The 25,694-nt window shown below is 74.9% G+C and carries 25 protein-coding genes; 15 read left to right on the plus strand and 10 right to left on the minus strand.

All coding sequences use genetic code 11. From position 1 onward, the window contains the following. Positions 1 to 46 precede the first annotated feature (46 nt). The 3 genes from ABT299_RS33540 to ABT299_RS33550 are packed head-to-tail and all read right to left on the minus strand — an operon-like array spanning position 47 to position 4,427. Entirely contained in the window at positions 47 to 1,867 is a 1,821-nt protein-coding gene (locus ABT299_RS33540) for a thiamine pyrophosphate-binding protein (protein WP_500253188.1), read from the minus strand. Beyond that, positions 1,864 to 2,922, minus strand: a complete 1,059-nt coding sequence (locus tag ABT299_RS33545; protein ID WP_500253189.1) for a zinc-dependent alcohol dehydrogenase — start codon at positions 2,920 to 2,922, stop codon at positions 1,864 to 1,866. Before ABT299_RS33545 ends, ABT299_RS33540 begins: the two co-directional genes overlap by 4 nt. Further along, positions 2,919 to 4,427, minus strand: a complete 1,509-nt coding sequence (locus tag ABT299_RS33550) for an aldehyde dehydrogenase family protein (protein WP_433137277.1) — start codon at positions 4,425 to 4,427, stop codon at positions 2,919 to 2,921. Before ABT299_RS33550 ends, ABT299_RS33545 begins: the two co-directional genes overlap by 4 nt. Before the next feature lie 393 nt (positions 4,428 to 4,820). On the opposite strand from ABT299_RS33550, the gene ABT299_RS33555 reads away from it, so the two are divergent. Genes ABT299_RS33555 through ABT299_RS33565 form a run of 3 tightly spaced genes read left to right on the plus strand, consistent with a single transcriptional unit; the run spans position 4,821 to position 7,681 of the window. Continuing rightward, complete coding sequence (locus ABT299_RS33555) at positions 4,821 to 5,627, plus strand: IclR family transcriptional regulator domain-containing protein (RefSeq protein ID WP_190851504.1); 807 nt, start codon at positions 4,821 to 4,823, stop codon at positions 5,625 to 5,627. Between the two features lie 42 nt (positions 5,628 to 5,669). Further along, entirely contained in the window at positions 5,670 to 6,866 is a 1,197-nt protein-coding gene (locus ABT299_RS33560; RefSeq protein ID WP_500253190.1) for a CaiB/BaiF CoA transferase family protein, read from the plus strand. Between the two features lie 26 nt (positions 6,867 to 6,892). Next, a complete protein-coding gene (locus ABT299_RS33565; RefSeq protein WP_347256499.1) occupies positions 6,893 to 7,681 on the plus strand; it encodes a citryl-CoA lyase in 789 nt (262 codons plus the stop codon). Positions 7,682 to 7,708: 27 nt separating this feature from the next. On the opposite strand, the gene ABT299_RS33570 is transcribed toward ABT299_RS33565, so the two are convergent. After that, positions 7,709 to 8,032 carry an ArsR/SmtB family transcription factor gene (locus ABT299_RS33570; protein ID WP_190851496.1) on the minus strand — a complete coding sequence of 108 codons (324 nt, stop codon included), beginning with the start codon at positions 8,030 to 8,032 and terminating at the stop codon, positions 7,709 to 7,711. Between the two features lie 82 nt (positions 8,033 to 8,114). On the opposite strand from ABT299_RS33570, the gene ABT299_RS33575 reads away from it, so the two are divergent. Together ABT299_RS33575 and ABT299_RS33580 are read left to right on the plus strand one after the other, a co-directional pair. Continuing rightward, the gene (locus tag ABT299_RS33575) at positions 8,115 to 9,200 is read left to right on the plus strand and encodes a cation diffusion facilitator family transporter (RefSeq protein WP_500253191.1); all 1,086 of its coding nucleotides are present in this window, start codon (positions 8,115 to 8,117) and stop codon (positions 9,198 to 9,200) included. A gap of 4 nt (positions 9,201 to 9,204) precedes the next feature. Next, entirely contained in the window at positions 9,205 to 10,050 is an 846-nt protein-coding gene (locus ABT299_RS33580; protein WP_500253192.1) for a hypothetical protein, read from the plus strand. A 69-nt stretch (positions 10,051 to 10,119) separates the two neighbouring features. On the opposite strand, the gene ABT299_RS33585 is transcribed toward ABT299_RS33580, so the two are convergent. Further along, the gene (locus ABT299_RS33585; RefSeq protein WP_500253193.1) at positions 10,120 to 10,767 is read right to left on the minus strand and encodes a TetR/AcrR family transcriptional regulator; all 648 of its coding nucleotides are present in this window, start codon (positions 10,765 to 10,767) and stop codon (positions 10,120 to 10,122) included. A gap of 138 nt (positions 10,768 to 10,905) precedes the next feature. On the opposite strand from ABT299_RS33585, the gene ABT299_RS33590 reads away from it, so the two are divergent. After that, entirely contained in the window at positions 10,906 to 11,937 is a 1,032-nt protein-coding gene (locus ABT299_RS33590; RefSeq protein ID WP_190851489.1) for a medium chain dehydrogenase/reductase family protein, read from the plus strand. Between the two features lie 165 nt (positions 11,938 to 12,102). Beyond that, positions 12,103 to 12,681 (plus strand): TetR/AcrR family transcriptional regulator, encoded by a 579-nt coding sequence (locus ABT299_RS33595; protein WP_500253194.1) that lies wholly within the window; start codon positions 12,103 to 12,105, stop codon positions 12,679 to 12,681. Between the two features lie 19 nt (positions 12,682 to 12,700). Here ABT299_RS33595 and ABT299_RS33600 read toward each other — a convergent pair whose 3' ends face one another. Next, positions 12,701 to 13,072, minus strand: a complete 372-nt coding sequence (locus ABT299_RS33600; protein ID WP_190851485.1) for a DUF3140 domain-containing protein — start codon at positions 13,070 to 13,072, stop codon at positions 12,701 to 12,703. Positions 13,073 to 13,230: 158 nt separating this feature from the next. Between ABT299_RS33600 and ABT299_RS33605 the strand changes: the two genes are divergently transcribed. Both ABT299_RS33605 and ABT299_RS33610 read left to right on the plus strand, forming a co-directional pair. Continuing rightward, complete coding sequence (locus ABT299_RS33605) at positions 13,231 to 13,656, plus strand: MerR family transcriptional regulator (protein WP_190851481.1); 426 nt, start codon at positions 13,231 to 13,233, stop codon at positions 13,654 to 13,656. A 107-nt stretch (positions 13,657 to 13,763) separates the two neighbouring features. Next, a complete protein-coding gene (locus ABT299_RS33610) occupies positions 13,764 to 14,531 on the plus strand; it encodes an SDR family NAD(P)-dependent oxidoreductase (RefSeq protein WP_500253195.1) in 768 nt (255 codons plus the stop codon). 19 nt (positions 14,532 to 14,550) lie between these two features. On the opposite strand, the gene ABT299_RS33615 is transcribed toward ABT299_RS33610, so the two are convergent. Further along, positions 14,551 to 15,210, minus strand: coding sequence for a response regulator (locus ABT299_RS33615; protein WP_387019882.1), 660 nt, complete (start codon positions 15,208 to 15,210; stop codon positions 14,551 to 14,553). After that, the gene (locus ABT299_RS33620; protein WP_190851474.1) at positions 15,207 to 16,367 is read right to left on the minus strand and encodes a sensor histidine kinase; all 1,161 of its coding nucleotides are present in this window, start codon (positions 16,365 to 16,367) and stop codon (positions 15,207 to 15,209) included. Before ABT299_RS33620 ends, ABT299_RS33615 begins: the two co-directional genes overlap by 4 nt. Before the next feature lie 165 nt (positions 16,368 to 16,532). Between ABT299_RS33620 and ABT299_RS33625 the strand changes: the two genes are divergently transcribed. The 4 genes from ABT299_RS33625 to ABT299_RS33640 all read left to right on the plus strand — a co-directional run bounded on the left by ABT299_RS33625 (position 16,533) and on the right by ABT299_RS33640 (position 22,005). Then, positions 16,533 to 18,008 (plus strand): MFS transporter, encoded by a 1,476-nt coding sequence (locus ABT299_RS33625; protein ID WP_190851472.1) that lies wholly within the window; start codon positions 16,533 to 16,535, stop codon positions 18,006 to 18,008. A gap of 69 nt (positions 18,009 to 18,077) precedes the next feature. Further along, on the plus strand, positions 18,078 to 18,461 hold the full coding sequence (locus ABT299_RS33630; RefSeq protein ID WP_190851469.1) for a cupin: 384 nt from the start codon (positions 18,078 to 18,080) through the stop codon (positions 18,459 to 18,461). Beyond that, positions 18,458 to 20,287 (plus strand): ABC transporter ATP-binding protein, encoded by a 1,830-nt coding sequence (locus ABT299_RS33635; protein WP_500253196.1) that lies wholly within the window; start codon positions 18,458 to 18,460, stop codon positions 20,285 to 20,287. The genes ABT299_RS33630 and ABT299_RS33635 overlap by 4 nt, the downstream gene beginning before the upstream one ends. Then, positions 20,287 to 22,005 (plus strand): ABC transporter ATP-binding protein, encoded by a 1,719-nt coding sequence (locus tag ABT299_RS33640; protein ID WP_500253197.1) that lies wholly within the window; start codon positions 20,287 to 20,289, stop codon positions 22,003 to 22,005. The genes ABT299_RS33635 and ABT299_RS33640 overlap by 1 nt, the downstream gene beginning before the upstream one ends. Before the next feature lie 39 nt (positions 22,006 to 22,044). On the opposite strand, the gene ABT299_RS33645 is transcribed toward ABT299_RS33640, so the two are convergent. Continuing rightward, complete coding sequence (locus ABT299_RS33645; protein ID WP_500253198.1) at positions 22,045 to 22,554, minus strand: nuclear transport factor 2 family protein; 510 nt, start codon at positions 22,552 to 22,554, stop codon at positions 22,045 to 22,047. Positions 22,555 to 22,840: 286 nt separating this feature from the next. Between ABT299_RS33645 and ABT299_RS33650 the strand changes: the two genes are divergently transcribed. Together ABT299_RS33650 and ABT299_RS33655 are read left to right on the plus strand one after the other, a co-directional pair. Beyond that, on the plus strand, positions 22,841 to 23,608 hold the full coding sequence (locus ABT299_RS33650) for an alpha/beta hydrolase family protein (protein WP_500253199.1): 768 nt from the start codon (positions 22,841 to 22,843) through the stop codon (positions 23,606 to 23,608). A gap of 138 nt (positions 23,609 to 23,746) precedes the next feature. Continuing rightward, on the plus strand, positions 23,747 to 24,493 hold the full coding sequence (locus ABT299_RS33655) for a DUF2817 domain-containing protein (protein WP_500253200.1): 747 nt from the start codon (positions 23,747 to 23,749) through the stop codon (positions 24,491 to 24,493). 8 nt (positions 24,494 to 24,501) lie between these two features. On the opposite strand, the gene ABT299_RS33660 is transcribed toward ABT299_RS33655, so the two are convergent. Continuing rightward, a complete protein-coding gene (locus tag ABT299_RS33660; protein WP_500253201.1) occupies positions 24,502 to 25,686 on the minus strand; it encodes a hypothetical protein in 1,185 nt (394 codons plus the stop codon). Positions 25,687 to 25,694: the final 8 nt, after the last annotated feature.

Below are 25,694 nucleotides of genomic sequence, written 5' to 3' on the forward strand. Positions count from 1 at the left end.
GGGTGGAGATGTCGGGGGTGGGTGCGGGGTGGGCTCGGAGGCCGGCTCAGGAGGCGGGCAGCGCGGGGTGGCCGCTGTCGCCGGGGAAGACACCCTGGTAGATGTCGTTGATGTTCCAGTGCCCGGGTGTGGGCACGGGCTCGTTGACCATCGGCACGTCCAGGACGGCCGGGCGGCGCGCGGCGACGGCCGCGCGCAGGGCGGGCAGGAGGGCGTCCGGTGCGGTGATCCGGTGCCCGTCGGCTCCGCACGCCTCGGCGTAGACGGCGAAGTCGGGGCTGTAGGGGCGGCCCTCGGGGTCGCGGAACTCGCAGCCGTAGCTCGCGCCGAAGTTCGCGGCCTGCAGGTCGGCGATCGTGCCGTGGGCGCGGTTGTTCATCACCACGAAGATCACCGGAAGGCCCTGCTCGACGGCCATGGGGACGGCGGGCAGCTGCGCGCTCATGCCGCCGTCGCCGACGAGCGCGACGACGGCGCGGCCGGGCGCGCCGATCTGCACGCCGACCGCCGCCGCCGGGCCGAAGCCCATGGTGGAGGCGCCGCCGGGCGTGATGAAGCGGCCCTCGGCGGGCAGCTCGTAGCACTGGGCGACGCCGTTCTTGTTCCAGCCGACGTCGGTGACCAGCACCGCGTCGGCGGGCAGCGCCTCGCGGAGGTCGGCGAGGATCCGTTCGGGCCGGAGCGGGAAGTCGCCGGAGCGGCCGCGCTCGCGGCTCCGCTCGAACAGGTCGGTGCGCGCGGCGCGGATCCGTTCGCGCAGTCCGGGCCGGTCGACCGGGTCGGGGTGGACGGCCCGCACCGCTTCGGCGACGGCCTGGACGGCGAGGGCGACGTCGGCGACGGCGCCGATCTCCACCGGGTAGTTGCGGCCGATCTCGGCGGCGTCGATGTCGATCTGGATGAGCCGTCCGGACGCCGCCGGGGCGTCCGGGCCTCCGAGGTTCCAGGTGTAGCGGTCGTCCCACGAGCTGGCGTCGGTCTCGGCGAACCGCGTGGCCAGGGCGAGGACGACGTCGGCCTCGCGGGCGTAGTCGTTGGTGGTCTCCAGCCCCCAGAAGCCCGGCATGCCGAGCAGCAGCGGGTGGTCGTCGGGGACGGCGCCCTTGCCCATCAGCGAGTGGACGATCGGGATGTCGAGGTGCTCGGCGAGCGAGAGCAGCGCGCGGCGGCCCGCGTCGCCGCGCAGCCCGCCGCCGAGGTAGATCAGCGGGCGCTCGGCCTCGGCGAGACGCGCCGCGATCCGCTCCGCCGTCGCGTCCGGCAGGCCGGGGACGGCCTGGTGCGCGGGCAGCGGGTGGTCGGCGGGGGCGACCGGCCGGGAGAACAGGTCCATCGGGACGTTGAGCAGCACCGCGCCGGGCCGGCCGGTGGTGGCGGTCCAGAACGCCCGCTCGGTGAACCGCCCGAGGTCCTCGGCGCGGTGGACGTGCCAGGCGCGCTTGACGAACGGCCGGTAGATCGCGGTCTGGTCGGCGTCGTTGTGGAGGTTGACCTCCTGGTGCGGGTGCCTGCCCCGGTAGTAGGACGGGACGTCCCCGGCGATGGTGACGAGCGGGACGGAGTCGAGCGCGGCGGTCGCCACGCCGGTGACGGCGTTCATCATGCCGGGCCCGACGTGCACGAGCAGCACGCCCGGCCGCCCGGACGCGCGCGCGTAGCCGTCGGCGGCGTGCGCGGCGGCCTGCTCGTGCCGCGCGATGACGAACTCGATCGGGCTGCGGCCCAGCGCGTCCAGCAGGGCGATGTTGGTGTGGCCGCAGGTCCCGAAGACGTACTCGACGCCGTAGCGCTCGAGCTGCCGGACGAGCGCCTCCGCCGCGGACACCGCCACGGCGGGGGCGCTCTGGGGGTGGACGTCCACGGTCATGAGGGGGTCTCCTCGGTTCGGGTGACGGAGGTGCCGACGGAGTCGGCCCGGGGGACGCGGGGGGCCGTCCCCCCTCGGGGCATGCTGATCCAGGTCTTGCCTGCGGTCTCCGCCGCCCGCGCGAACGCCTTCGGCGCGTCCGCGAGGTCGAAGCGCTCGCGCAGGATCCGGCCGGGGCGCAGGTCGTGTCCGGCGAGCGTCGCGAGGGTGCGGGGGAAGTCGGCGGGGTGGTCGTAGATGAGGCAGCCGCGCACGGTCAGGCGCCGCTGGACGAGGGAGAAGGTGGAGAGCCGGGCGGGGCGGGCGCTCTGCCCGACGGCGATGAGGGTGCCGCCGGGGGCGGTGCGCTCCAGCGCCTCCTCGAACGCCTCGGGCGCGCCGGACGTCTCGATCACGGCGGGGTAGGCGGTTCCGGAGGCGTCCTCGGCGGCGTCCCGCGCGCCGAGTTCGAGGGCCAGCGCGCGGCGCCCCTCGTGCGGCTCGACGATGAAGGGGACTCCTCCGGTGTGCGCCACGGCCAGGGTGACCAGCAGCCCTTGGGAGCCGGCGCCGACGACCAGGCACCTGTCGCCGGCGGCGAGGCCGCTCATCCGGACGGCGTTGAGCGCGACCGTGAACGGCTCGACGCACACCGCGTCGGCGTCGTCCCAGGAGTCGGGGACGGGCCAGGTGAAGCGGGCGGGGACCGCGACGCGCTCGGCGAGCAGCCCCGGGTCGGTGATGCCGGCCGCCCGGCGGTTCGGGCAGCCCGCCGTGGCGCTGGCGTGGCACGACGGGCAGGCCAGGCACGGGTAGTTCGGTTCGACGACGACGCGCTGCCCGGGGAACCGGTCGGCGACGTCCTCGCCGGCGGCGGCGACGACGCCGAACGCCTCGTGCCCGAGCACCCACGGCAGCGCGGGCACCGGGCGGTGGCCGGAGACGACGGCCAGGTCGGAGCCGCAGAGCCCGACCCCGTGGACGGCGACGACGACGTCCCGCGGCCCGCAGGACGGCTCCGGCCGGTCGTCCACGACGGCCACCTCGTCCGGCGCGGTGAGGACGACCGCCTTCACGCCGCGCCCCACAGCGAGGTCCCGCGCAGCATCATGGTCTTGACCACGGTGTAGTCGTCGATCATGCAGCGGGGCGACTCCCGTCCGAAGCCGGAGTCCTTGACGCCGCCGAACGGCACGTGGTCGAGCCGGAAGTTGGACGAGCCGTTGACGACGAGCCCGCCGACCTCCAGGTCCCGCCACGCGGTGATGATCCGGTCCATGTCGCGGGTGAACAGGCCGGCCTGGAGCCCGTACCGGCTCTCGTTGCACTCCTCGATCACCTGCTCCAGGCCGTCGAACGGGAGCACGGCGACGAGCGCGCCGAAGACCTCGTGCCGGACGACCGAGGCGGTCGCGGGCGGGTCGGCCACGACCGTGGGCAGCGCGGTGGCGCCGTCGCGCTCGCCGCCGAGGAGCACGCGGGCGCCGGCCTCGGCGGCCTCCGCCGTCCACCGCACGACGCGTTCGGCGGCGTCCTCGTCGACCATCGAGCCGACGTCGGTGCCGGGATCGAGCGGGTCGCCGACGGTCAGCGCCTTCACCTGGCCGGTGAACGCTTCGAGGAACTCCTCGAAGCGGGAACGCTGGACGTACACGCGCTGGACCGAGATGCAGCTCTGGCCGGAGTTGCTGTAACCGGTGCGCGCGCACACGCGAGCGGCTTCGGCGATGTCGGCGTCCTCGCACACGATCGTCGCGGCGTTGCCGCCCAGTTCCAGGACGAGGCGCTTGGCCCCCGCCGCGCGGGCGACCGCGTTCCCTGTCGCGGCGCTGCCGGTGAAGCTGATGACGGCGACCTCGTCGGCCGCGCACAGCGCGGCGCCGACGGAGCCGTCCCCGTGCAGCAGCTGGACGGCCTCGTACGGCATCCCGGCCTCGACCAGCAGCGCCACGATCGCCGTGGAGACGGCGGGCGCCTGCGGCGGCGCCTTGACGATCGTGGTGTTGCCCGCCGCGAACGAGGCGCCCAGCTTGTGCGCGAGCAGGTTCGCGGGCGCGTTGAACGGGGTGATGGCCAGGGCCACGCCCGCGGGGGCCCGGTAGGTGAAGGCGGTGTTGCCCGTGCCGCGCGCCCAGCCCGCCACGGGGAGCGTGTCGCCGCCGATCTGCCGCGCCTCGGCGGCGCACACCGCGAACGTGTCGGCGACCCGGTCGATCTCGCCGCGCCCGTCCTTGAGCGGCTTGCCCAGTTCGAGGGCGAGCAGCCGGGCGAGGCCGTCGCGGTGCTCGGCGGCGGCGCGCGAGGCCCTCTCCAGCACCTCGGCCCGCGAGGCCGGCGCGAGCCGCGCGACCGTCCGGGCGAAGGCGCGGGCAGGGGCGCGGACCTTCTCGACGTCGTCCGGGCCGGCGGCCGGGGCCCGGCTGACGGGCCTGCGCACGAACGGTCCGACGCGTTCGCCCTGCGGACCCGCCGACTCCCACCGGCCGGCGACCAGGGCCGCGGCCTGCACCGGTTCGCCCTCGGCCGCGGCCGCGAGCAGCGCTTCCAGCATCCGTTCCTCCAGATCCACCAAGCGGACCATTAGTGCCATCATGTGGACTTCGAGCCAACGTACGGGTCGGCGCCGCGCGCTGACAAGGGTCGGCGGCGAGAAAGTTGGGGCCGGAGATACAGCGGGACGGCCGGTCGCACGGCTCAGCCACCTCCCGGGTCGGCACCTAATGTTCGAACCAGTGAGTTAGTTATAGGTGACGTGGCTCACCGGGGGAAGAGTGCGCCGGAAAGTTCCCGATACCGCCGACTGATACCGACTGATGGTCCAACTAGACCACTGTGTGGACTCCGTGTAACGTACGAGCCGTCCCCGGCCGCACCGGGCACGGCCCCGCGCCGGCTCCCGCTCTCCATCCGCGGCCGAGCGCAGCACGCCGGGTTTCCCGGACACTACCGCCGACATCGGGGAGATCGAGGACCAGTGAGCCCAGCCAAGAAGCCCGGCGCCGAGCCGGCCGCCGACTCCCAGCCCGCCGACTCCCAGGGCGTCCGCAGCGTCCAGCGCGCCGTCGAGATCCTGTCCCTGCTCAGCGAGGAGCGCCCGGTGATCTCGATCCGCGAGATCGTCGAGGCGACCGGGCTGGCGAAGACCACGGTCATCCGGCTGGTCCAGACGCTGGAGCAGAACGGCCTGCTGTGGGCGGCGCCCAACGGCTACCTCCCCGGCCCCGGCCTCTGGCGCTGGGCCCACCTCGCGCGCAGCAGCTGGGAGCTGCCCCCGGAGACCCGCCGGTACATGCGCGACCTCGGCGCCCGCCGCCGCGAGACCGTCAACCTCTACATGCTCCGCGACATCTACCGCGTCTGCGTCGCCCAGCAGGAGAGCCCGCAGCCGCTCCGCCACGTCGTGCACGTCGGGGACGAACTCCCCCTCTGGGCCGGCGCCTCGTCCAAGGCCCTCCTCCGCGACGCGCCCGACTCCCTCCTCCGGCGCGTCGCCGTCAGCTCCCCCTACGGGGAGGGCCACGTCAAACGGCTGCGCGAGTGGATCGACGAGGCGGCGCACCGCGGCTGGGCCGTCAGCCACGGGGAGCGCGAGGACGGCCTGTCCGCCGTCGCCGTGCCCGTCCTCGGCCGGTCCGGGACCGTCGTCGCCGCGCTGTCCCTCAGCGGCCCCACCGTCCGCTTCCCCGACGACGTCGTCGAGCAGTACGCCGCGGACCTGCGCCAGGTGGCCGCGGAGATGTCGGAGCGCGGCTTCGACCACCCGCTCAGCCCCGCGCGCTGACCCGCGGCCGGACCCACGGCGTGACCTGAAGGAGCAAAGCGCATGTCAGAGCGACCGCTCAGCGGTGTACGCGTCCTCGACCTGACCAACGTCCTCGCCGGCCCGTACTGCAGCTACCAGCTGATGCTGCTCGGCGCCGAGGTCGTCAAGATCGAGGTGCCGGGGCAGGGCGACCTCGCCCGGCACCTCGGCCCCGACGCCGAGTTGAACCGGTCCGGGCTCGGCGCCTCGTTCCTGGCGCAGAACGCGGGCAAGAAGTCCGTCGAGCTGGACCTCAAGGACGCCGAAGACCGCGCCGCCTTCGAGGACCTGGTCCGCGGCGCCGACGTGCTGCTGGAGAACTTCCGCGCCGGCGTCCTCGCCCGGCTCGGGTTCGGCTGGCCGCGGCTGCGCGAGCTGAACCCCCGGCTGGTCTACTGCGCCATCTCCGGCTTCGGCCAGAGCGGCCCCATGAGCCAGGCCCCCGCCTACGACCAGATCATCCAGGGGCTCTCCGGCATGATGAGCATCACCGGCACCGAGGAGACCGCCCCGCTCCGGATCGGCTTCCCCGTCTGCGACACCGTCGGCGGGCTCACCGCCGCGCTGCACATCTCCGCCGCCCTCGCGGGCCGCGCCCGCACCGGGACGGGAACGTTCCTCGACGTCTCCATGCTGGAGTCGGCCGTCTCGGCGATGGGCTGGGCCGTCTCCAACTACCTGGTCAGCGGCGTCCCGCCGGAGCCGATGGGCACCCAGAACGCCACCGCCGCCCCGTCCGGCACCTTCGAGGCGGCCGACGGCCCGCTCAACATCGCCGCGAACCGGCAGGTGCAGTTCGAGACGCTGTGCGACCTCCTCGACCGCCGCGACCTCCTCGACGATCCGCGCTTCGCCGACCGGGAGCGGCGCAAGCGGCACCGCGACGAGCTGACCGGCGAGCTCAACCGCGCACTGCGCCGCCGCACCGCCGGCGAGTGGGAGCGGATCCTCGCCCCCGCCGGCGTCCCGGCCGCCCGCGTCGTGACCGTCCCCCAGGCCGTCGGCCTCGACCAGCTCGAGCACCGCGGCTTCTTCACCGAACTGCCCTTCCCGGACGGCTCCGGACGGGTCCTCAAGGTCTCCGGCGGCGGCGTCCTGCACGACGGCGAGCCCCTGCGGCCCACCGGGCCCCCGCCGCTGCTGGGCGACCAGAACGCCGAACGCGACGCCCTCGCGGACCGTTGGAACGGCCGGGCCGAGAACGCCGTCACCCCATGACCGACCGTCCAGCGCAGGAGGCTCCCGTGACCGAGATCGACCCGACCGGCGCCGTCGCGGACTGGTGGGCGACCGCCGTCTCCCGGATGGAACCCGGCGTCATCGAGCTGCGCGGCCGCCCCGTCCAGGACCTCATCGGGACGACCGGCCTCACGTCCATGATCTGGCTGATGCTGCGCGGCGACCTCCCGGCGCCCCGCCAGGCCGCCCTCCTCGACGCGGCGCTCGTCGCCGCCGTCGACCACGGGCCCCAGGCGCCGTCCATCGCCATCGCCCGGATGGCCGCCACCTGCGGCGTCGGCCTGAACAACGCGGTCGCCAGCGCCGTCAACACCCTCGGCGACGCGCACGGCGGGGCGGGCGAGCAGTGCGTCCGGCTGCTGGACGACGTCCTCCGGCGCGAGGACGCCGGGCTCGACCTGCGCACGGCCGCCGACCAGGCCGTCGCGGACGGGCCCCGCTACGTGCCGGGCTTCGGCCACCGCTTCCATCCCCGCGACCCCCGCCGCGACCCGCTGCTCGCCCTGGTCGAGGACGCCGTGCGGGACGGCGTCGTCGCCGGCCGCCACCTGCGGGCCGGCAAGGCGATCGAGGCCCGCCTCGCCGAGGGCCGCGCCAGGCCCGTGCCGATGAACATCGACGGGGCCACCGCCGTCATCTACGCCGAGCTCGGGTTCCCCGCGCCGCTGGCGCGCGGCCTGTTCGTCCTCAGCCGGAGCGTCGGGATCCTCGCCCACGCCTGGGAGGAGTCCCAGAGCGGCCGGCGCAACAAGGGGCCCGTCCCCCGCGCCGTCCTCCCCGCCTACCGCCCCTGACCGGCCCGGCCCGGCCGGGGCTCCGGGTCAGTCGTCGTGCCGCGGCCGGCCCGTCACCTCGTGGCCGGCGTGGGAGAACGCCTCGGTGATCAGCGTCCGCACGTGGGTGTCGCGGGCCCGGTACAGGACCCTGCGGCCCTCGCGGCGGGTGTGCACCAGCCCGGTCATCCGGAGCTTCGCCAGGTGCTGGGAGACGAGCGGCCGGGACGTCTCCAGGAGGTCGGCGAGCGACGTGACGTCGTACTCGCCGGAGGTGAGGAGCCACATCAGCCGCAGCCGGGTCGGGTCGGCGAGCATCCGGAACGCGGCCGTGGCCGCCTCGATCTGAGCGCTCGAAGGATGCTGTTGCATGGACCTCGCACCTGCAATGTAGCCGCGTGCATACCTGACTACATATACTGGCCGGACGGCTCGCTCGCAACCGAGGAGGCCCATGTCGGATCCCACCGGCCCCGAACCCTCGCCAGGCCACGGGCATGGCCACGGTCATGGACACGGTCACGGGCATGAGCACGGCCACGGTCATGGGCACGGGACGGCCTCGTCGCTTCTCGCCCGGGCCAGGCACCTGCTCGCCCCGCACGGCCACGACTCCGCTGACAAGACCGACGAGGCGCTGGAGACCAGCGGCCGAGGGCTGCGCGTGCTCGGACTGTCCCTCGCGGTGCTGGCCGCCACCGCGGCCGTCCAGGCGGCGATCGTGGTGCTCTCGGGGTCGGTGGCGCTCCTCGGCGACACCCTGCACAACGTCGCGGACGCGCTGACGGCGGTACCGCTCGGCATCGCGTTCCTGCTCGGCCGGCGCGCCGCGACGCGCCGCTTCACCTACGGGTACGGCCGCGCCGAGGACCTGGCCGGGCTGGCGATCGTCGTGGTCATCGCCGCCTCCGCCGCCCTCGCCGGTTACGAGGCGTTCCGCCGCCTGATCGCCCCGCAGGACGTCAGGGCGCTCGGCTGGGTCGCGGCCGCCGCCGTCGTCGGGTTCCTCGGCAACGAATGGGTGGCCCGGTACCGCATCAGGGTCGGCCGCGAGATCGGCTCCGCCGCCCTGGTCGCCGACGGCCTGCACGCGCGGACCGACGGCTTCACCTCGCTCGCCGTGCTGGCCGGCGCCGCCGGATCCGCCCTCGGCCATCCCGTCGCCGACCCGGTCGTCGGGCTGCTCATCACCCTGGCCATCTGCTTCGTGCTGCGCGACGCGATCAGGGAGGTCTACCACCGGCTGATGGACGCCGTGGACCCGGAACTGGTCACCGCCGCCGAGCGGATCCTGGCCCGGGTGGACGGGGTGCGGCGCGTCGGCGGCGTCCGGCTGCGCTGGGTCGGCCACACGCTGCGCGCCGAGACCGACATCGTGCTCGACCCGGACCTGTCGCTCGTGCAGGCGCACGCGGTGGCGGTGGAGGCGGAGCACCGCCTGATCCACGGCCTGCCGCGATTGCGGGCCGCCACCGTCCACGCCGATCCCGACGGCACGGACGGGACCGACCACCACGCCGCCCTGCACGGCCACCATTGAACGCATGAAGCACCCTCCCCCTCCCCCCGCCCTGTCCGATCCCACCGGCCGGGAAGTCGTCCAGGCCGCGCTCGCCGAGGCCGCGGCGCGTCTGGACGAGCGGCTCGTGGCGGCCTTCGCCATCGGCAGCCTGGCGCACGGCGGGTTCGCCCCCCTGGTCAGCGACGTGGACGTGGCCCTCGTCGTCGACCGCGCCGACGCCGCCGCCGCGACGGCCGTCGACGCCGTCCGCCGCGACACGATCCAGCGGTACGCGGGCACCCCTCACCACGCCCTCGCGTCGCGCCTCTCCCTCTTCTGGAGCGACTGGGAGAACCTGGCGGACGGCACCGACGCCGGCCGGTTCCCCGCGACCGACCGGCTCGACCTCCTTGACTCAGGCGTCCTGTTGTACGGCGCCGACTGCCGTTCCGGTTGCGCGCGGCCCGGACGGGACGAACTTCTCCTCGACAGCGCCGCCTTCGCCGCGACCAGGTTCGCCGACCCCGCCTACGTGCACACGCTCAGGCACCCGGAGGGCCTCGCCGCCGAGGGCGCCCGCGCCGCCACCAAGGCCGTGCTGTTCCCCGTCCGGTTCCTCTACACCGCCGCCACCGGGATGCTCGGCCGCAATGACGACGCCGCGCGCTGGTACACCGCCCCGCCGCAGCCGTCGAGCAGCCTGGTCGCCGCGGCCGGGCGCTGGCGGGCCGGCGGGATCGACGACGCGACCGCGGCCGCCGAGCTGCTCCGGCGGGAACTCCTGCCGCTCTACCTGCACTGCCTCGACCGCCTCCGCGAGCACACCGCCGCGGCCGGCCGCCCGGACCTCGCCGTCGCCCTGGCCCGCCTGCTCGCCACCCTCGCCTGACCGGGGTTCCCGGCAACGGCGGCCGTCGGCGGCGCCCGGAGAGCCGGAACGGGCGCGGGCCCGGCGGGGTCAGGGCGACAGGAGGGCGTCCAGTTCGGCGTCGAAGAGCTGCGCGGCGTCGAACCCCATTCCGGTGAAGTGGCCGGCGAGCTCCAGCGACAGGACGCCGTGCAGCCGGGTCCAGAAGGTCAGGGCCCGGCACAGGGCCGCGGGCTGGGCGGGGTGGTCGCCGGCCCAGTCGCGATGGTCCGCCAGGTGGGCGTCGAACGCCGTCTCGGGACGGTCGGCCGGAAGCGCCGCGCAGGCGTCGAGCAGGACCGCCATGGTCTCGGCCGAGATGCGGGTGATGTCGTCCGGCGCGTCGTAGCCGGGGACGGGGGTGCCGTAGATGAGCAGGTACCGCTGGGGGTCCTCCAGGGCCCAGGCGCGCAGCGTGTGCGCCAGTTCGGCGAGCCCGGCGCCCGCGTCGGCGGCCGAGCGGAGGGTGTCGGCGAGGCTCTGGTACGCGTCCCTGACGAGCTCGGTGATCAGTTCGTCGCGGCCGGCGTAGTACCGGTAGAGCGCGGGCCCGCTCATGCCCATCTGCTTGGCGATCGCGTTGAGCGAGAGCGCGGACGCGCCCGTCGTGGCGATCTGCTCCCAGGCGTGCTGCTTGATCTCCGCGCGCACCTGGGTGCGGTACCGCTCGCGCGGGGTCCGGGTCCCCGTCTCCGCCATGCCCTGCCGCCTTCCCGCTCGCCGCTACGACTCGAAGATTTAGTTAGAGGCTATCACGAACCCTATTGACACTCACAGGAGGATTGGTTATAACTTCTAACAGAAGCTAGAGCATCATCCGAGAGCGATGGAGACGCCATGAACACCGAAGAGCTCGTCGAGGTCGTCCTGCCGGGCAAGGTCGAGCCGGAGGAACTGCGGATCCGGCACGGGGCCGTCCCCGCGCCGGGGCCGGGCCAGGTCGTGGTCCGGATGGAGGCGACCGGCGTCTCCTTCGCCGAGCAGCAGATGCGCCGCGGCCGCTACTACGACCAGCCCGCGTTCCCGTTCGTGCCCGGCTACGACCTCGTCGGCACCGTGCAGGCCGCGGGACGCGGCGTCGACCCGGGCCTGATCGGCACCCGGGTCGCGGCGCTGACCAAGGTCGGCGGCTGGGCCAGCCACGTCCTCCTCGACGCCGCGGACACCGTGCCGGTCCCCGACGGGATCGGCGCGGCGGAGGCGGAGACCCTCGTCGTCAACGGCATCACGGCCTGGCAGATGCTGCACCGCAAGGCGCGCGTCCGCGCCGGGCAGACCGTCCTGGTGCACGGCGCCAACGGCGGCGTCGGCTCGGTCCTGGTCCAGCTCGCGCAGGCCGCGGGCGCGAAGGTGATCGGGACGGCGTCCGCACGCCACCACGACCTGCTCCGCGAGCAGGGCGTCGCGCCCGTCGACTACCGCGCCGGGGACGTCGCCGCGCAGGTCCGCGCGCTCGCCCCCGGCGGCGTGGACGCCGTGTTCGACCACGTCGGCGGCGCCGGCATCGTCGACTCGTGGCGCCTCCTCGCACCCGGCGGCACCCTCGTGTCCTACGGCAGCGCCTCCACCCGCGACGACGAGGGCTCCAAGCAGTGGCCCGTCTTCAAGCTGCTCGCACGCGTCTGGATGTGGAACGCCCTGCCCAACGGGCGCCGCGCCTACTTCTTCAACGCCTGGGCGGGACGGGCGCTGTCCAAGGACCGGTTCCGGGCCCGGCTGCGCGCCGACCTCACCGAGGTCTTCGCCGCGCTCCAGCGCGGTGACGTCACGCCCCGGATCGCCGCGGAGCTGCCGCTCGCCCGCGTCGCCGACGCGATGCGGCTCGCCGAGTCCGGGACCGTCGCCGGGAAGGTCGTGCTGACGCCGTAGTCCCGCTCACGGGCACCGCGTCGACGGTGACGACCGCCCCGGCGTCGTTGGCGGCGGGCAGCTCGTCCCCGGACGATCGCCGCGGCGTACTCGGCGGCCGTCGAAGCGGGGAAAGTTTCCCCGGTTCCGCTGCTACCGTGTGCCTACGACGCGAGGAGGTGGACGATGGCCAGGCCGATGCGCGCCGACGCGCGGCGCAACCTGGAGCGGATCCTGGCGGCCGCGCGGGACATGATCGTCGAGCGCGGCCCGGACGTCCCGCTCGACGACGTCGCCCGCCGGGCGGAGGTCGGCAGCGGCACGCTCTACCGCCGCTTCCCCGACCGCGGCACGCTGCTGCACGCCGTCGCCCTCGACGCGCTGACCGGCACCCTGGAGGCCGCGCGGGACGCGTGCGAGCGGGAGCCCGACCCGTTCGAGGCGCTGGCCCGGTACCTGCGCCGGACGCTGGACCTGCGCGTCTCCGCGGTGCTGCCGGCACTGCTCGGACGGGTCGATCTCGAGAACGATCCCGAACTCGCGCCGCTGCGGGCGGAGAGCATCCGGCTCCTGGAGGGCCTCGTCGCCGCGGCGCACGCGGACGGGAGCCTGCCGGACGGCGTCACGTTCGCCGACATCGGCATGATGGCCGTCCGCATCGCCCGCCCGCTCCCGGGTCCGCTGCCGCCCGAGGAGGACCAGGCCCTCGCCCGCCGGCACCTGGACCTGTTCGTCCGCGGGCTCCGCGCCCAGGCCGCGTCCTGATCGCGGCGGCCGGGGACGGCTATTTCAGGGGGTCGTGGCCCCAGTTCATCAGGGAGTAGCGCCACCGGGTGTCCCGGACGTCGCCGCGCGGTCGCTGGGCGAGGTGCCGGTGGACGTAGCCGACCACCTTGGTCATGTGCGCGTAGTCGTCGTCGGACAGGTCCGCTCTCTTCGTGCGCATCAGCTGGACGATCCGGCGCCCGGACGCGTGGCCCGTCGCCTCGCCGCCGTCCTTCCTCTGGCCGACGGACCTCGACTCGTCGGTGTCCAGCCACTCCTCGAGTTCCTTGGGCGTCATGTTGACGGCCGCGCCGAACTCCGCCGCGACGGCGTCCCGCTCGGCGGTCACGTCGTCGGCGAAGCGGAGAGCGTCTCTGCGTTCACTGCCCATTCGCTCGCGATACCCCCTCGCGAGCCGGGCATTCCCGAAGAACACCTGGTCAGAGCGGGAATCGCGACCGGCTCGGACGGGCCTGCGGCAGGGAGGCGGGACCGCGATCCCGTCATCCTGATCACGTGGCGGCCCCTTGAACTACGCTTGAGGCCACCATGGCGGACGAGCGGCTCACGATCGGCGAGGTGGCGGACCGTACCGGGGTCGCCACGTCCGCTCTGCGCTACTGGGAGGAGTACGGCCTGCTGCCCGCACCGGCCCGGGTGTCGGGGCAGCGGCGCTACCCGCCGTTCGCGGTGGAGCACGTCGGGCTCATCCTGCTCCTGCGCGACGTCGGCTTCACGTTGCGCGAGATCAAGGCGCTCGTCAGGGCCCGCACGTCGGGAGGCGACTGGCGGGAGCTGCAACGGGACAAGCTCGCCGAGCTGGACCGGCAGATCGCCCGGATGCAGGCGGCGCGCGGCGCGATCGCCCACGGCCTGTCCTGCCCGCACGACAACGTCTTCGAGTGCCCCAACTTCGCCGACGCGCTCGCGGCGCGGCTGGCGGGGGCGTCCATCGAAGAGGCGCACAAGCACTGATCCCGGTTCCTCCGCCCCGCGTGTCACAGGCGGGCGGGCTGCGTCGTCTCGGGTCCGACAACGGGTGCCGAGACGGGCGCACCCTTTCCACGACGAGGAGCGGGGACATGAGCGAGCAGGCCGCACAGCGCAAGGTCGCGCTGGTCACGGGGGCGAACAAGGGGATCGGGCGCGGGGTCGCCGCGCAGCTCGCCGCGGCGGGCATGACGGTCCTGATCGGCGCCAGGGACCCGCGCCGCGGCGAGGAGGCCGCCGCGGCGCTCCGCGAGGCGGGCGGCGACGTGCACGCGGTCGCCCTGGACGTCACCGACGCGGTCTCCGTCCGGAAGGCGGCCGAGCTGGTCGAGGAGCGCTTCGGCCGCCTCGACGTGCTGGTCAACAACGCCGGCATCAGCGGCTCCGGGCGGGTCGCGCCCGCGGACGCCCACGACCAGGTCCCGAGCACCGTCGACCTGGACATGGTCCGCAGGGTGTTCGAGACCAACGTGTTCGGCGTGATCGCGGTGACCAACGCGCTGCTGCCGCTGCTGCGGCGGTCGCCGGAGCCGCGCGTCGTCAACGTCAGCAGCCACGCCGCCTCGCTGACGATCTTCAGCGACCCGGACGGCCCCATGGCGTCGCTGCTGCCGTCGGCGGCGTACTCGCCGTCCAAGAGCGCGCTGAACGCGCTGACCGTGCAGTACGCGAACGAGCTGCGCAAGGACGGCGTGCTCGTCAACGCCGTCGCGCCCGGCTTCGTGGCCACGGACAGCAACGACCACACCGGCTTCCTCACCGTGGAGCAGGGCGCGGCGGTCGTGGTCCGGCTGGCCACGGCCGGCGAGGACGGGACGACCGGCGGCTTCTTCGGCGAGGAGGGCCCGATCCCCTGGTGACCGCGGGCGCGGGCGCCCGTCAGGCGCGGCGGGGCGTGACGAGGCCGGACTCGTAGGCGAAGACCACGAGCTGGGCGCGGTCCCTGGCCCGCAGCTTCGTCATCGCCCTGCTGACGTGCGTCTTCGCGGTGGTCGGGCTGATCACCATGCGGGCGGCGATCTCGTCGTTGGACAGGCCCCGCGCCACCAGCGCGGTGACCTCCCGCTCCCGGTTGGTCAGCACGTCCAGCGCCTGCGGCGCGGGCTCGGGGCGGCGCGCGACGTACTCGGCGATCAGCCGGCGGGTGATCGCGGGCGACAGCAGCGCGTCGCCGCGGGCCGCGACCCGCACGCCCTGCAGCAGGTCGGCGGGCTCGGTGTCCTTGACCATGAAGCCGCAGGCGCCGGCGCGGAGCGCGTTGAAGACGTACTCGTCGAGGCCGTAGTTGGTGAGGATGACGACGTGGACGCCGCTCAGCCGCTCGTCGGCGGCGATCAGCCGGGTCGCCTCGATGCCGTCCATCACCGGCATCTGGATGTCGACGAGGGCGACGTCGGGCCGGTGCTCGCGGGCGAGCGCGACGCCCTGCTCGCCGTTCGCGGCCTCGGCGACCACCTCGATGTCGTCCTCGATCTCCAGCAGGGCGCGGAAGCCGCCGCGGATCAGCGCCTGGTCGTCCATGAGGAGCACGCGGATCACGCCGCTCCCTCCAGAGGCAGCTCGGCACGCACGATGAAGCCGCCCTCGGCGCGGGGCTCGGCGCGGAGCCGCCCACCGAGCGCCGCGACGCGCTCGCGCATGCCGAGCAGCCCCTTGCCGGGCACCGGCGGCGCGTCCGGATCGGCCTTGCCGTCGTCCTCGACCTGCACGACCAGCGCGCCGTCCGCGTAGTCGACGCACACCGCGGCGGCCGCGCCGCCCGCGTGCCGGGAGACGTTGGTGAGCGCCTCCTGGACGATCCGGTACGCGGCCCGGTCCACCTCGGCGGGCAGGTCGCGGCGGGCGCCGGAGACCGTGACCGTGGCGTCCAGGCCGGCGGAGCGGGCCCGGTCGACCAGGTCGCCGAGGCGGTCGAGGCCGGAGGCGGCGGCCCCGCCCCCGGATCCGTCGCCGTCGTCGGAGTCGCCGGAGTCGCGCAGGACCTCCAGGGTGGCGCGCAGCTCGCGCATGGCGTCGCCGCTGGCCTCCTGGATGGCCACCAGCGCCGGAGGGACCTCCTCGCCGCGCCGGTGCGCCAGGTGGACGGCCACCCCCGCCTGGACCTTGATGACGGAGATGCTGTGGGTGAGGGAGTCGTGCAGCTCCCGGGCGATGCGGAGCCGCTCCTCCCCCGCGCGGCGGCGGGCCGCCTCCTCCCGGGTGCGCTCGGCCTCGGCGGCCCGCTGCTCGGCCTCCTCCAGGTACGCCTGCCGGTGCCGGGTGACCGTCGCCGCGACGCCGGCCGCGACGAACCAGCCGACCAGCAGCGCGACGCTCTGGAGGTTCTCCCCGGTCCCGTCGGCGCCGGGCAGGTTCACCGCCACCGCGATGCCCAGGAACGCCAAGCTCACCAGCGCCGCGGCCACCCGGTGACCGGCCCTGACCGCGCCGAACACCGCCACCATGACGGGATAGGCCGCCGCCGGGCCCGGCTGCGTGCGGCCCGCGACCACGAGCATGAACGCCGCGCTGAGGGCGAGCGCCGCCAGCGGCGCCCGCCGCCACGCGACGAGCGCGAGCGAACCGGCGATGCCGGCCGCGAGATCCAGCGCGCCCGCGCGCGGCGAGTAGAGCATGACGACCGTCAGCAGGACGGCCATCGCCGCGGCGAGCAGGCCGTCCTCGGCGAGCGGCCGCCTCCCGTCCAAGAACCTCATTCACGTAGGTTATGGGCCCTTTTCTCCGGCGTCCTCCGCTGGACGGAGCAATCCCGGACTACTCCCGGCGTCGTAGTCCGGCCGGGCGTACTCCCGCGGTGCCGGGCGAAGGAGCCTTCCCCCGCACGATGACCGCCGACCAGTGCGAACAGCACCATTTCCGGCATGTACACGATCCGGAAATCGGCCCGCGGACGGGCGGGCGCCGAGCCGGCCGCCCGGCCCGGGCTCACGCTCGCGGCGGTGGCCGTCGTGCAGTTCATGGTGTCGCTGGACCTGTCGGTGGTGAACGTCGGGCTCCCGCGGATCGCGTCCGGCCTCGGGTTCGGCGCGGTCGGCGTGACCTGGGTGATCCACGCCTACGCCCTCGCGTTCGGGGGGCTGCTCCTGCTGGGCGGCAAGGCCGCCGACCGGTACGGCCGCAAGCGGGTGCTGCGGCTCGGGCTCGGCCTGTTCGGCCTCGCGTCGCTGCTCGGCGGCCTCGCGCAGGAACCCGGCCATCTGGTCGCCGCCCGCGTCGCCCAGGGTGTCGGGGCCGCCGCGCTGGCGCCGGCCGCGCTGGCCCTGCTGACCGCGACGTTCCCCGCCGGGCGGGCCCGCGTCCGCGCCTTCGGGATCTGGAGCGCGATGAACGCCGCCGGGGGCGCGTTCGGCGTGCTGATCGGCGGCCTGCTCACCGAGTACGCCGGCTGGCGCTGGGTGATGTTCGTGAACGTGCCCATGGCCGCGGCCGCGCTGGCCATGGCCTGGCGGGGCGTCGCCGCCGATCCGCCCCGGGAGCGCGGCGGCCGCCCCGACGTCCTCGGCGCGGTCCTGGCCACCGCGGGCGTGACCCTGCTGGTGTTCGGCGTCGTCCGCACCGACCGGCACGCCTGGACCTCGGCGGCCACCGTGACGACGCTGGCCGCCGCGGTCGCGCTGCTCGTCGCGTTCGTCCTCGTCGAGCGGTCCACCGCCCGCGAGCCGCTGATCCGGCTCGGGCTGCTGGCGAACCGCTCGGTCGCCGGCGCGAACGCCTACAACCTGCTGACCGGCGCGGCCCTGTCGTCGTCCTTCTACTTCGTCTCCCTCTACCTGCAGCGCGTCCTCGGGACGGAACCGGCGCTGACCGGGCTCGAGTTCGTGCCGTTCGCGCTCGGGGTGATCGTCGGCTCGTTCCTCGCCGTCAAGCTCGGCTACCGCCTCCCCGCCCGCACCCTGCTGATCGCCGGCGGGCTCATGACCGCGGCGGGGTTCGCCTGGTTCGGCCGGATCGGCGCCGACGGCTCCTTCCTCACCGACGTGCTGGGCCCGTCCATCGTGGCCAGCGTCGGGTTCGGGCTCTGCCTCGCGCCGCTCGTCTCCACCGCCACCACCGGCGTGGCGCCGCACGAGGCCGGCGCCGCGTCCGGCCTGCTCAACAGCGTCCGCCAGATCGGCGCCTCGCTCGGACTGGCCGCCCTCGGCACCGCGGCGCACGACCGCACCGGCGACACCGTCACGCCCGCCTCGCTCAGCGACGGGTACGCGTTCGGCTTCACCATCGGCGCGGCGCTCCTGCTCGGCGCCGTCGTCATCGCCCTCACGGTGCTGCGGCGGAGCGGCCCGCCCGTACCGGCCGGACGGACCGGCGACCGCGAGCCGGTCGCCGCCGCGGACTGACCGGCCCCTCCGCACCACCTCATCCGCTCGCTCTCGCAGGCTCGCTCTCCGCAGGAAGGACGGCCCGGCATGCCCGTCGCCCCGATCGACCTCTTCGCGTCCCTTCTCCACCTCCGCCAGGGCGGCACGATCCACGCCGAGAAGAGGACGGTGTGCTCCGGCCACGACGGCTGGCGGCTGACGGCCTTCCACGCGAAGACCGACGCCGACGTCCACGGCGGCCACTGGGAGGTCCATCCCGAGGCCGAGGAGGTCGTCTCCTGCCTCATCGGGAAGATCCGGCTCTACCTGCGCCCGGAGGAGCCGGGGCAGGAGGAGGAAGAGGTCCGGCTGCCGGCCGGGACCGCCGCGATCGTCCCGCGCGGGCGGTGGCACCGCATCGCGCTGGACGTGCCCAGCAGCATCATGGCCGTCACCCTGCCGCAGGGCAGCCGGGTGGAGGCGCGCCGATGACCGCCGCCGGCCTCGCCGAACGGAGGTCCGCGCCGGCCTCCTCCGCCGGTTCCGCGGCGGACGACGCGCCGGGCGGGCTGCTGCGCCCGCACGTCCGGAGCTTCGCGGCGCTCGTCGCCCTGCAGGTGGCCGGCGCCGTGGCCGGCCTGGCGCCGCTCCTGGCCGTCGCCGAGGTGGGACGCGCTCTGCTGGCGCCCGGCCCGGCCGACCACGGCCGCGTCTGGACGGCCGTGGTCGCGGGCGCGGCCGGGCTGCTGGTCCGGCTGCTGTGCACGGCCGCGGCCTCCGGGATCGGGCACCTGCTCGACGGCCGGGTGCAGCTGGCGTTCCGGCGGCGGCTGGCGGCGCGGCTGGGGCGCGTCCCGATCGGCTGGCTGTCCGGCCGCCGGACCGGCGAGCTGGCGAAGCTCGTCGGCGACGACGTCAGCGCCGTGCACCCGTTCATCGCGCACACCCCAGGCGAGCTCGCCACCGCGTTCGTGGTGCCGCTGGTGTCGCTGGCCTACCTGTTCGCCGTCGACTGGCGCCTCACGCTGATCACGCTGGTCCCGGTGCTGCTGGCGGTGGCGCTGGTGCCGCTGATGATGACGCCGGGCCGGCTGCGCGAGCAGCAGGAGTTCGACGCGGCGATGGGCCGGATCGCGAGCTCCGTCGTCGAGTTCGTCCAGGGCATCGCGGTCGTCAAGGCGTTCGGCGGAGGCGAGCGCGCGCTCCGGCGGTTCGTCGAGGCCGTGGACGCGTTCGTCACCGCCTTCTACCGCATGGTGCGCGCGCTCGCCGGGGTCGCCGCCGCGATCCAGCTGGTGCTGTCGCCGCCGTTCGTGCTGCTGGCCGTGCTGACCGGCGGCGCGGTGCTGATCGACCGCGGCGGCATGGCCCCGGCCGACCTGCTGCCCTTCCCGCTGCTCGGGCTGGGGCTGACGGCTCCGGTCGCGGCGCTCTTCCACGGCTTCGACGACCTGCAGGGCGCGCGGCGCGCGGTCGGGCGGATCCGGGAGGTGCTCGCGGTGCCGCCGCTGCCCGAGCCCGCGGTCCCGGTCGCGCCGCGCGGGCACCGGGTGGAGCTGCGGGACGTCCACTTCGGTTACGGTCCCGACCGCGAGGTGCTGCGCGGGATCGACCTGGTGCTGGAACCGGGCACGGTCACCGCGGTCGTCGGGCCGTCGGGCGGCGGGAAGTCGACGCTGGTGCGGCTGCTGCCGCGGTTCTTCGACCCGACCCGGGGCTCGGTCGCGCTGGGCGGCGTCGACCTGCGGGACCTCGCCGGACGGGACCTCTACCGGACGGTCTCCTTCGTCTTCCAGGACGTCCTCCTGCTGCGCGCGTCGGTCGCGGACAACATCGCGCTCGCGGTGCCGGACGCGGCCATGGACGACATCGTCCGCGCCGCCCGGCGGGCGAACGTCCACGACCGCGTCCTGGAGCTGCCGCGCGGCTACGACACGGTGCTCGGCGAGGAGGCCGGCCTGTCGGGCGGCGAGGCGCAGCGGATCTCGATCGCCCGCGCGCTGCTCGCCGACACGCCCGTCCTGGTGCTCGACGAAGCGACCGCGTTCGCCGACCCGCATACGGAACTGGCGGTGCGGCGGGCCCTGACGTCACCGGGCGGCGACCGGACGGTCCTCGTCATCGCCCACCGGCTGGAGACGATCGCCGACGCCGACGCCGTCGTGATGCTGGAGGACGGGGCGATCGCCGAGCACGGCGCGCCCGCCGAGCTGCTGGCGCGGGACGGGCGGTTCGCCGCGTTCTGGCGGTCCCACCTGTCGGCGGCCGGCGCCGAGGCCGCGCCCCGCCCCGGCGCACCGCGAGGAGACGACCTGTGATGATCTCGATGCTGTTCCGCGTGCTGGGGGCCGAGTACGCCCGTCCGGTGCGCCGCACCGTGGCCCTGATGACGGCGACCGCGGTGGTCGAGGGCCTGTCCTACGCGCTGCTGGTGCCCGTCCTCCGGGAGCTCCTCGGGGGCGCGCCCGGAGACGCCCGGCCGTGGCTGATCGCGTTCGGGGCCGCGGTCGCGGTGTACGGGGCGCTGCGGTACGTCAGCGACCTGTCCGGGTTCCGCGTCGGGACCACGCTGCTGCGCGGGATGTACTACCGGCTCGGCGACCACCTGGCCCGGCTGCCCGTCGGCTGGTACGGCCCGCGCCGCGTCGGGGAGGTGTCCGTCCTCGCGGGGCGCGGTCTCATGCAGGCGATGAGCGTGATCGCGCACCTGCTGGCGCCGCTCGTGTCCGCCTGCGTGACGCCGCTGGCGATCGTCGCCGTGATGGTCGGCTTCGACTGGCGGATGGGCCTGGCCGCGCTGCTCGCGGCGCCGCTCGTCGCGGCGGTCCAAGTCCTGGCGGGGCGCGCGATGGCCGCCGCCGACGCCGAGCGCGCGGACCGCGACCACGAGGCCGCGGCGCGGGTCGTCGAATACCTGCGGGCCCAGCCGGTGCTGCGGGCCGGCGGCCGGACCGCCGAACGCTTCCGGATGCTCGACGACGCGCTCCGCGGACTCCAGCGCGCGTCCCGCCGCTCCACGCTGTCGGCGCTGCCCGGAATCCTCGGCCTCACGCTGACGGTGCAGGCGGTGTTCACCGTGCTCCTGGCGCTGGGCTCCTACCTCGCGCTGGGCGGGCACATCGGCGCCGCCGACGTCCTGGCGATCCTGGTGCTCGCCGCCCGTTGCGCCGACCCACTGCTGTCGCTGTCGGAGCTCGGCGGCCGGCTGCGCGGCGCGCGCGCACAGCTGGCCCGGCTCGACGAGGTGCTGAGCACCGAGCCGCTGCCGGAGCCCCGCGAACCCGTCCGGCCGGAGCACGGCGGCCTGGAGTTCGCGTCCGTCACGTTCCGGCACGGCGACCGGACGGTGCTCGACGACGTGTCGCTGTCCGTGCCGGAAGGAGGGCGGCTCGCCGTGGTCGGCCCGTCGGGCGCGGGCAAGAGCACCCTGCTGCATCTGCTCGCGCGGTTCTCCGACGTGGACGGCGGGTCGGTCCGGGTCGGCGGCGCGGACGTCCGGGACATCGGCGCCGAGGCGCTGATGGCGCGGATCGCCGTCGTCTTCCAGGACGTCCACCTCTTCGACGGCACGATCGAGGAGAACGTCCGGCTCGGCCGTCCGGGCGCGAGCGACGCGGAGGTGCGGGCGGCGGCGAGCGCGGCACGGCTGGACGAGGTGGTCGGGCGGCTGCCCGGCGGCTGGGCGGCGAACGTCGGCGAGGGCGGCGAGCTGCTGTCGGGCGGTGAGCGCCAGCGCGTCTCCATCGCGCGGGCGCTGCTCAAGGACGCGCCCATCGTGCTGCTCGACGAGGTGACCTCCGCGCTGGACCCGGTGAACGAGGCGGCCGTCCACGACGGCATCGAACGCCTGGTGGCGGGCCGGACGGTGGTGATGGTGGCGCACCGGATGCGGACCGTCCGGCGCGCGGACCGCGTCGTCTTCCTGGACGGCGGCCGCATCGTGGAGGAGGGCGCCCACGACGAGCTGCTGCGGCGCGGCGGCCGCTACGCCGACTTCTGGGCGCTGGCCACGAACCCGGTCGCGAGCGGGGGGTGACCTGGTCCGTTCCCGGCCGGCGGACCGGCCGGGAACGGGTCAGCGCCCCATCACCTGGTTCACGCGGGTGCCCTCGGGCAGCGGGCGCAGGATCGTCCACAGCGTCCGGACGTGCGACTTCACCATCGTCCAGCGCCCGTCCTCGACGACGTACTCGTCGTCGTACTCCGCGGCCATGAGCAGCTCGGTGCCGTCCACCCGGTTCAGCTGCCTGAAGCGCAGGGACCAGGTACCGGTCGCCGTGGAGTCGTCCAGGACGGTGATGACGGGGTGGAAGCCGTGGTGCATGTCGAGCACCGCGTACCCGCCGTCGACCTCGCGCAGCGCGATCTCGGTGAACACCCTGGTGAGCGCGTCCGCGTCCGTGAACGTGCCGAGCGAGCCGTAGTCGATCGACGCGGGACCCTTGGTGAAGCTCTCCCGGAACGCGACGGGGTCCTTGGCGTCGCACGCGCGCCAGTAGCGGTGCTTGAGGGCCTTGATCGCCTCGATGCGCTCCAGGTCGGCCACCCGCTGCTCCAGGGAGCGGTGCCCTGCGTCGTCCGCCATGTCGAACCCCTCTCAGAGTGGATCGCGCAACGCTAACGGCGCGCGCCGCACGGCATGGCGGGCGTTCCCGGCCAGCGGGAGCGCGGGGAATTCCCGGCCGTCCGAAAAAGGGATTGGGCGGGACGGCGGCGGGCTGATAACGTATGCGACGCCGTGAAACCGCGCGAGGAGGTGAGACCCATGAACGCTGTTCAGAAGTGGGTGCTCCCCTTCGCTCTCACGGTCGGCGACTGACGCAGGTGTCGCCGGGAGCGCCCCCACCAAGGCGATCCCGAAAGGCACCACCATGAATTCCTTGCGTTTCACCGCGGAGACCACGTCGAACGGCGTCGTCGAACGCGACTTCACCCTCGGCGACGTCACCGGCGTCCTCTGGTCCCCCGCCTCCGGCCCGGCCCACGCACCGCTGGTGCTCATGGGCCACGGCGGCGGCCTCCACAAGAAGACCCCCGCCCTCGCGGCCCGCGCCCGCCACCTCGCCACCGCCTGCGGTCACACCGTCGCCGCCATCGACGCGCCCGGGCACGGCGACCGGCCGCGCACGGCGGAGGACGAGCGGGCCCGCGCTGAGCTCCGGCAGGCGATGGCGGCGGGCGAACCGATCGGCCCGGTCAACGCCCGGTACGGCGCGTCGCTGGCCGAGCAGGCCGTCCCGGAGTGGCGGGCGACGCTGGACGCCCTCCAGGACCTGCCGGAGATCGGCGCCGACGCGCCGGTCGCCTACGGCGGCGGCATCACGCTCGGCACCGCGATCGGGATACCGCTGACGGCGGCCGACCCGAGGATCACCGCCGCGATCTTCGGCGGCGGGTTCGTCGTGTACGACGCCCTGCTCGAGGCGGCCCGGCGGGTCACCGTCCCGGTCCTGTTCATGCTCCAGTGGGACGACGAGCACGTCGACCGGCAGGCCGCGCTCGGGCTGTTCGACGCCATCGGCTCGAAGGAGAAGACGATGCACGCCAACCTGGGCGGGCACGGCGGGGTCCCGGCGTTCGAGGACCCGGCCCCGTTCCTCACCCGGCATCTCGGCACGGCGGTCGCACCGGCGGCGTGACGCGACGGGCGTGACGCTCCGGGCCTGACCTCGAGCCGGCTCGAGGTCAGGCCCGGAGCCGGGCGCATCACCGGCCGCTCGCAGGGCATTGGTGAGGCACTCCCCCGAACCGGCCGGCGAGGTGCGAGGGGGGAGGTCGTGACGGTGCGGCGGACGGCGACCTGGCACCGGCCCGGGGCGGTTCTCGGCGCCGTCGCGATCCTCCTGGCGGCGTGCGGGCGGAGCGGCGCGTCGCAGGCGGACGGCACGGTCCACCGGACGGTGCCGCTGGGCAGGTCCGTCCAGGGCCGTCCGATCTCCGCGGTCGAGCTGGGAGACCCGCACGCGGCGCGGCGGGTGCTCGTCGTCGGCTGCCTGCACGGCGACGAACCGGCCGGAGCGGCGGTGGCGGACGCCCTGGCCGCCGGGCCGCGCCCGGCGCATGCCGACCTGTGGATCGTCCCCGCCCTCAACCCGGACGGGATGGCGGCCCGCACGCGGGGCAACGCCGCCGGCGTCGACCTCAACCGGAACTTCCCGTCCGGGTGGCGCCGGATGGACGCACCGGGATCGGCCCGCTCGTCCGGTGCGGGGCCGCTGTCGGAACCGGAGTCCGCGGCGGCCGCGCGCCTCGTGCGGCGCGTCCGGCCGACCGTGGCGATCTGGTTCCACCAGCACCTCGCCGTGGTCGACGGCTCCCAGGGGCCGAGGGACGTCGAGCGGCGCTTCGCCCGCGACGTCGGTCTCCCGCTACGCGCACTGCCCGACTATCCGGGAAGCGCGACCGTCTGGGAGAACACCATCGTCGGTGCCAGCGCGTTCGTGGTCGAACTCCCCGGCGGACGGCTCTCCTCGGAGGCCGTCCGCCGGTACGCGAACGCCGTCCGCCGCGTCACGGGGAACTGACCGCGCGGCTACCGGGTGACCATCCGGAGCAGGGCACGGCCCAGCTCCCGGACGGAGTCCTCGGCCTCGTGCAGAGCGTCCTGCAGGTCGGTGGACTCGTCCTTCCCGTCGCCGGAGTCGGACGGCGCGGCCTTCTCCGTGTCCTCGGATCCTTCGGCTTCGGCGGTGTCCTTCGCCTCTTCGGCGGCCTTGCCCTCACCTGCGGCGGTGTCTCCCCCGCCTCCACCGGCCTTCGCGACGCCCTCGGCGGCACTTCCCGCCCCCTCGGCGGCCTTGCCGGCTCCTCCGGCGGCCTGGCCCGCGCCTTCGCCCGCGCTCTCCGCGGCCGCACCGGCCCCTTCGCCGACGCTGCCCGCGGCGTCGCCGGCTCCTTCGCCGACCTTGTCGACGGCACCACCGGCGCCCTCGCCGACGCCCTTCGCCGCACTACCGGCGCCCTCGCCGACGCCCTTCGCCGCGCCGCCGGCGCCCTCGCCGACCTTGTCGACGGCACCGCCCGTGCCCTCGCCGACGTCCTTCACCGCGCCGCCGGTCCCTTCGCCGACCTTGTCGACCGCACCACCGGCGCCCTTCCCGACATCCTTGACCGCGCCGCCGGCGCCTTCGCCGACCTTGTCGACCGCACCACCGGCGCCCTCGCCGACATCCTTCACCGCGCCACCGGCGCCCTCGCCGACGTCCTCGACCGCGCGGCCGGTGCCCTTCCCGACGTCCTCGACGGCGCCCCGGGCGCCCCGGCCGACCTGGCCCACCGCCTCGCCGGTGCCGGACCCGACGTCGCGTGCGATGGCCTCCACGCCGCGGCCCAGGTGCTGGAGGATCTCCGGGTTCCGGTCGAGGGTCGTCAGGACCCGGTCGACGATCTCGGCCACGTTGTCGAGCCGGACCTGGAGCAGCGCCTGCGCCGCGACGCCCTTGATCTCCAGCTTGACCCTGCCGAGGCCCACGTCCGCGCCCACGTTCAGCTTGAGCAGGTCGAGCACCTCGGCGACCAGCGAGACGTGCGCCTCCAGGTCGTTGACCTCCAGGGAGATCTCGTCCACCTTCAGCTCCGGGACGTTGAGGTGGACGTCCGGCCCCTCGGCGGACGGGCGCTCCTCCTCCGGCGGGACGATCCGCCCGGTCTTCTCCTGGACCTCGCCGGACTCGCTCCGGTCGGGCTCCCGGTTCGTGACGTCCGCGTTGTCGGCCATCGCTCCTC

It is taken from the genome of Spirillospora sp. NPDC000708, assembly GCF_040299565.1.
Classification (GTDB): domain Bacteria; phylum Actinomycetota; class Actinomycetes; order Streptosporangiales; family Streptosporangiaceae; genus Spirillospora.

What these genes read in the sequence shown, in the direction of transcription:
- ABT299_RS33540 (WP_500253188.1), bottom strand. Translation starts at nt 1,867, where the DNA reads ATGACCGTGGACGTCCACCCCCAGAGCGCCCCCGCCGTGGCGGTGTCC.
- ABT299_RS33550 (WP_433137277.1), bottom strand. Translation starts at nt 4,427, where the DNA reads ATGGTCCGCTTGGTGGATCTGGAGGAACGGATGCTGGAAGCGCTGCTC.
- ABT299_RS33560 (WP_500253190.1), top strand. Translation starts at nt 5,670, where the DNA reads ATGTCAGAGCGACCGCTCAGCGGTGTACGCGTCCTCGACCTGACCAAC.
- ABT299_RS33570 (WP_190851496.1), bottom strand. Translation starts at nt 8,032, where the DNA reads ATGCAACAGCATCCTTCGAGCGCTCAGATCGAGGCGGCCACGGCCGCG.
- ABT299_RS33575 (WP_500253191.1), top strand. Translation starts at nt 8,115, where the DNA reads ATGTCGGATCCCACCGGCCCCGAACCCTCGCCAGGCCACGGGCATGGC.
- ABT299_RS33580 (WP_500253192.1), top strand. Translation starts at nt 9,205, where the DNA reads ATGAAGCACCCTCCCCCTCCCCCCGCCCTGTCCGATCCCACCGGCCGG.
- ABT299_RS33585 (WP_500253193.1), bottom strand. Translation starts at nt 10,767, where the DNA reads ATGGCGGAGACGGGGACCCGGACCCCGCGCGAGCGGTACCGCACCCAG.
- ABT299_RS33590 (WP_190851489.1), top strand. Translation starts at nt 10,906, where the DNA reads ATGAACACCGAAGAGCTCGTCGAGGTCGTCCTGCCGGGCAAGGTCGAG.
- ABT299_RS33595 (WP_500253194.1), top strand. Translation starts at nt 12,103, where the DNA reads ATGGCCAGGCCGATGCGCGCCGACGCGCGGCGCAACCTGGAGCGGATC.
- ABT299_RS33600 (WP_190851485.1), bottom strand. Translation starts at nt 13,072, where the DNA reads ATGGGCAGTGAACGCAGAGACGCTCTCCGCTTCGCCGACGACGTGACC.
- ABT299_RS33605 (WP_190851481.1), top strand. Translation starts at nt 13,231, where the DNA reads ATGGCGGACGAGCGGCTCACGATCGGCGAGGTGGCGGACCGTACCGGG.
- ABT299_RS33610 (WP_500253195.1), top strand. Translation starts at nt 13,764, where the DNA reads ATGAGCGAGCAGGCCGCACAGCGCAAGGTCGCGCTGGTCACGGGGGCG.
- ABT299_RS33620 (WP_190851474.1), bottom strand. Translation starts at nt 16,367, where the DNA reads ATGAGGTTCTTGGACGGGAGGCGGCCGCTCGCCGAGGACGGCCTGCTC.
- ABT299_RS33625 (WP_190851472.1), top strand. Translation starts at nt 16,533, where the DNA reads ATGTACACGATCCGGAAATCGGCCCGCGGACGGGCGGGCGCCGAGCCG.
- ABT299_RS33630 (WP_190851469.1), top strand. Translation starts at nt 18,078, where the DNA reads ATGCCCGTCGCCCCGATCGACCTCTTCGCGTCCCTTCTCCACCTCCGC.
- ABT299_RS33635 (WP_500253196.1), top strand. Translation starts at nt 18,458, where the DNA reads ATGACCGCCGCCGGCCTCGCCGAACGGAGGTCCGCGCCGGCCTCCTCC.
- ABT299_RS33640 (WP_500253197.1), top strand. Translation starts at nt 20,287, where the DNA reads ATGATCTCGATGCTGTTCCGCGTGCTGGGGGCCGAGTACGCCCGTCCG.
- ABT299_RS33645 (WP_500253198.1), bottom strand. Translation starts at nt 22,554, where the DNA reads ATGGCGGACGACGCAGGGCACCGCTCCCTGGAGCAGCGGGTGGCCGAC.
- ABT299_RS33650 (WP_500253199.1), top strand. Translation starts at nt 22,841, where the DNA reads ATGAATTCCTTGCGTTTCACCGCGGAGACCACGTCGAACGGCGTCGTC.
- ABT299_RS33660 (WP_500253201.1), bottom strand. Translation starts at nt 25,686, where the DNA reads ATGGCCGACAACGCGGACGTCACGAACCGGGAGCCCGACCGGAGCGAG.